The organism is Brachybacterium tyrofermentans, assembly GCF_014897585.1.
Classification (GTDB): Bacteria; Actinomycetota; Actinomycetes; order Actinomycetales; family Dermabacteraceae; genus Brachybacterium; species Brachybacterium tyrofermentans.
Map to the genome: position 1 here is coordinate 1 of NZ_JABUXW010000070.1, position 2,591 is coordinate 2,591.

The following is a 2,591-nucleotide window of genomic DNA, read 5'->3' on the forward strand; positions in this document are numbered from 1 at the left end:
CTGAATATTCGTAGCACTGGAGGCCACCCGTATCGGGATTGGGAGCCACCGGCTCGCGGAGGCTGCTGACGCGGTCAGAGCCACCAATATTGGCGTTCGGAGCCACCTGCTTAGGCTCCTTCCGCTGGGTGTATCGGGCACCTGGCGGAAGGAGCAATTTTCAATGGTAAGGAAGATCAAGGCGAAGCGCGTGCTGCAGCTGCGGTCCGAGGGCTTGTCGGGCAGGGCGATCGCCGCCTCTCAACAGATCTCTCGAAATAGCGTGGCAGCGGTGCTGGAGGCTGCGGACGCTGCCGGGCTGCGGTGGGATCACGTCGCGGACCGGTCCGAGGCCGAGGTGTACTCGCTGGTGTTCCCCGGCCGCGGGGAACACGAGAGCGTCTACGCGCAGCCGGATTTCGAGAAGGTCCATCGGGAGCTGTCCCGGGTCGGGGTCACGCTGAAGCTGTTGCATGGCGAGTACCTCGACGGGTGCACCGAGGCTGGGGAACCAGCGATGGGCTACGACCGTTTCTGCAAGTCCTACCAGCAGCACGTGCTGGTCACGGGGCTGACCTCGCGGGTGGGGCATCGTGCCGGGCAGACGATCGAGGTCGACTGGTCAGGACCGACGATGCAGCTGCTGAACCCCGCGACCGGTGAGCGCTCGACGGTGTATCTGTTCGTGGGGTGCCTGCCGTTCAGTCGGTACTCCTTCGTCCAGCCGGCCCTGGACATGAAGCAGGACACCTGGCTGCGCGCGCATGTGGCGATGTTCGAGGCCTTCGGTGGGTCGGTGCCGCGGATCGTGCCGGACAACCTCAAGACCGGGGTGATCAAGCGTCCGGCCGAGGGCGAGATCGTGCTCAACGACGCCTACCGCGAGATGGCCGCTCACTACTCGGCCGCGGTGCTGCCGGGCCGCGTGAGGAAGCCGAAAGACAAGGCCAGCGTGGAGAACACCGTCGCGCACGTGGCGACGTGGGTCATCGCCGGCCTGCGAAAGCAGACGTTCACGACGCTGGCCGAGCTGCGAGCCGCGATCATCGAGCGGGTCGCTGCCTATAACGCCGAACCGTTCCAGAAGCGCGCCGGATCCCGGTCATCAGTATTCGAAGCGGAGGAGAAGCCGCTGCTGCGGCCGCTGCCAGCGGTGGGATTCGAGATCAGCCGCTGGGTCTATGGCCGCAGGGTGGGTCGCAACGGGCACATCGCCTTCGGACGGAACTTCTACTCCGTGCCCTACCCCCACGTTGGAGCGAAGGTCGATCTGCGGCTCACGGACACCATGCTCGAGGTGTTCCACGGCCCGGAGCGGCTCTCCAGCCACCTGCTGCTACCGGAATCGGTGGTCAACGAGTACCGCACCCACGACGCAGACCTACCGGCCGGCCCGGGCTACCGACAGTGGGACCAGGCACGGGTGCGTGAGTGGGCCGAGCGCCTCGGCCCCTCGGCCGTGACCGTCATCGACCGAATCTTCGAGTCCGTGCCGGTCGCCGAGCAGGGCCTGGACCCTGCCCTGGCCGTGCTGCGGATGACTCGCCGATACTCGGCAGAGCGGGTCGAGGCGGCCTGCCAGCTCGCCCTGGCCGGGCGGGTCCGCTCTCCGCGCTATGCGCACCTGCGCCCGATCTTGGAGACCGGGCAGGACAAGACCCCCGCAACGCCGCGACCACCGAGGCCCGGGATAGGTGATGAGCCCGGGGGCTACGTCCGCGGAGCTGCCTACTACGCGAAGGGAGGCACCCGATGAGCCGGCTCGATACCGAGACCAGACGCAAGCTGCGGGACATGGGCGCTGCGGCGTTGCTGGAGGCGCTCGAGGCCCAGGACGAGACGCTGGTGATGGGGCTGGGGTTCGAAGAGAAGATCCAGCTGGCCGTCGACGAGGCCCATTCCACCTTCACCCACTCCAAGGTCGAGGGCCTGGTCCGTCGCGCCGGACTTCGCTACCCCGACGCAGACCTGCGTCGCCTGGACCTGCTCTCTGAGCGCGGTCTGGATCAGAGCGTGATCGCCCAGCTCGGCACCTGCTCGTTCATCGAACGGTCCCAGAACGTGGTGTTCCAGGGCTACACCGGGTCCGGGAAATCCTACCTCGGCTGCGCGCTCGCGAAGCAGGCCTGCCAGCACCGGATCCGGGCGCACTACATCCGGATGCCCGACCTAGCCGAGGCCTGGGCCCAGGCCAAGGACAAGCCGATGGGCAAAGCGAAGTTCCTGCGCAAGTACGCCGCGTTCACGCTGCTGGTGATCGATGAATGGCTGCTCGACTTCCCTGACGAGGAGATGCAACGCATGCTGCTGGAGCTGCTCGAACGCCGCTACGGGAACACCTCAACAGTGTTCTGCACCCAGTACGCCATGAAGGACTGGCACCCACGCGTCGGTGGAGGAGTTCACGCCGACGCGATCATGGACCGGATCATCCACAACACCATCTGGATCGAGACCGGCAGCTACAACATGCGCGAGCACGCCGCCATCAACGGCGCCTGACCGCCCGTGAGAGCCGGTGGCTCCCACCACTCCGGCCACCGGCTCTCACCGGCAATAACACTGGCTCCGAACCGCAATATTCACTGGCTCCGAAACGACCAAATACTCAG

The 2,591-nt window shown here is 66.3% G+C and carries 2 protein-coding genes; both read left to right on the forward strand.

Translation table 11 applies throughout. The annotated features are described in order from the left end of the window. The first annotated feature begins 163 nt into the window (after positions 1–163). Positions 164–1,735 carry an IS21 family transposase gene (gene istA, locus INT49_RS20680; protein WP_193119614.1) on the forward strand — a complete coding sequence of 524 codons (1,572 nt, stop codon included), beginning with the start codon at positions 164–166 and terminating at the stop codon, positions 1,733–1,735. Continuing rightward, positions 1,732–2,481, forward strand: a complete 750-nt coding sequence (locus INT49_RS20685; protein WP_193119615.1) for an ATP-binding protein — start codon at positions 1,732–1,734, stop codon at positions 2,479–2,481. Before istA ends, INT49_RS20685 begins: the two co-directional genes overlap by 4 nt. Positions 2,482–2,591: the final 110 nt, after the last annotated feature.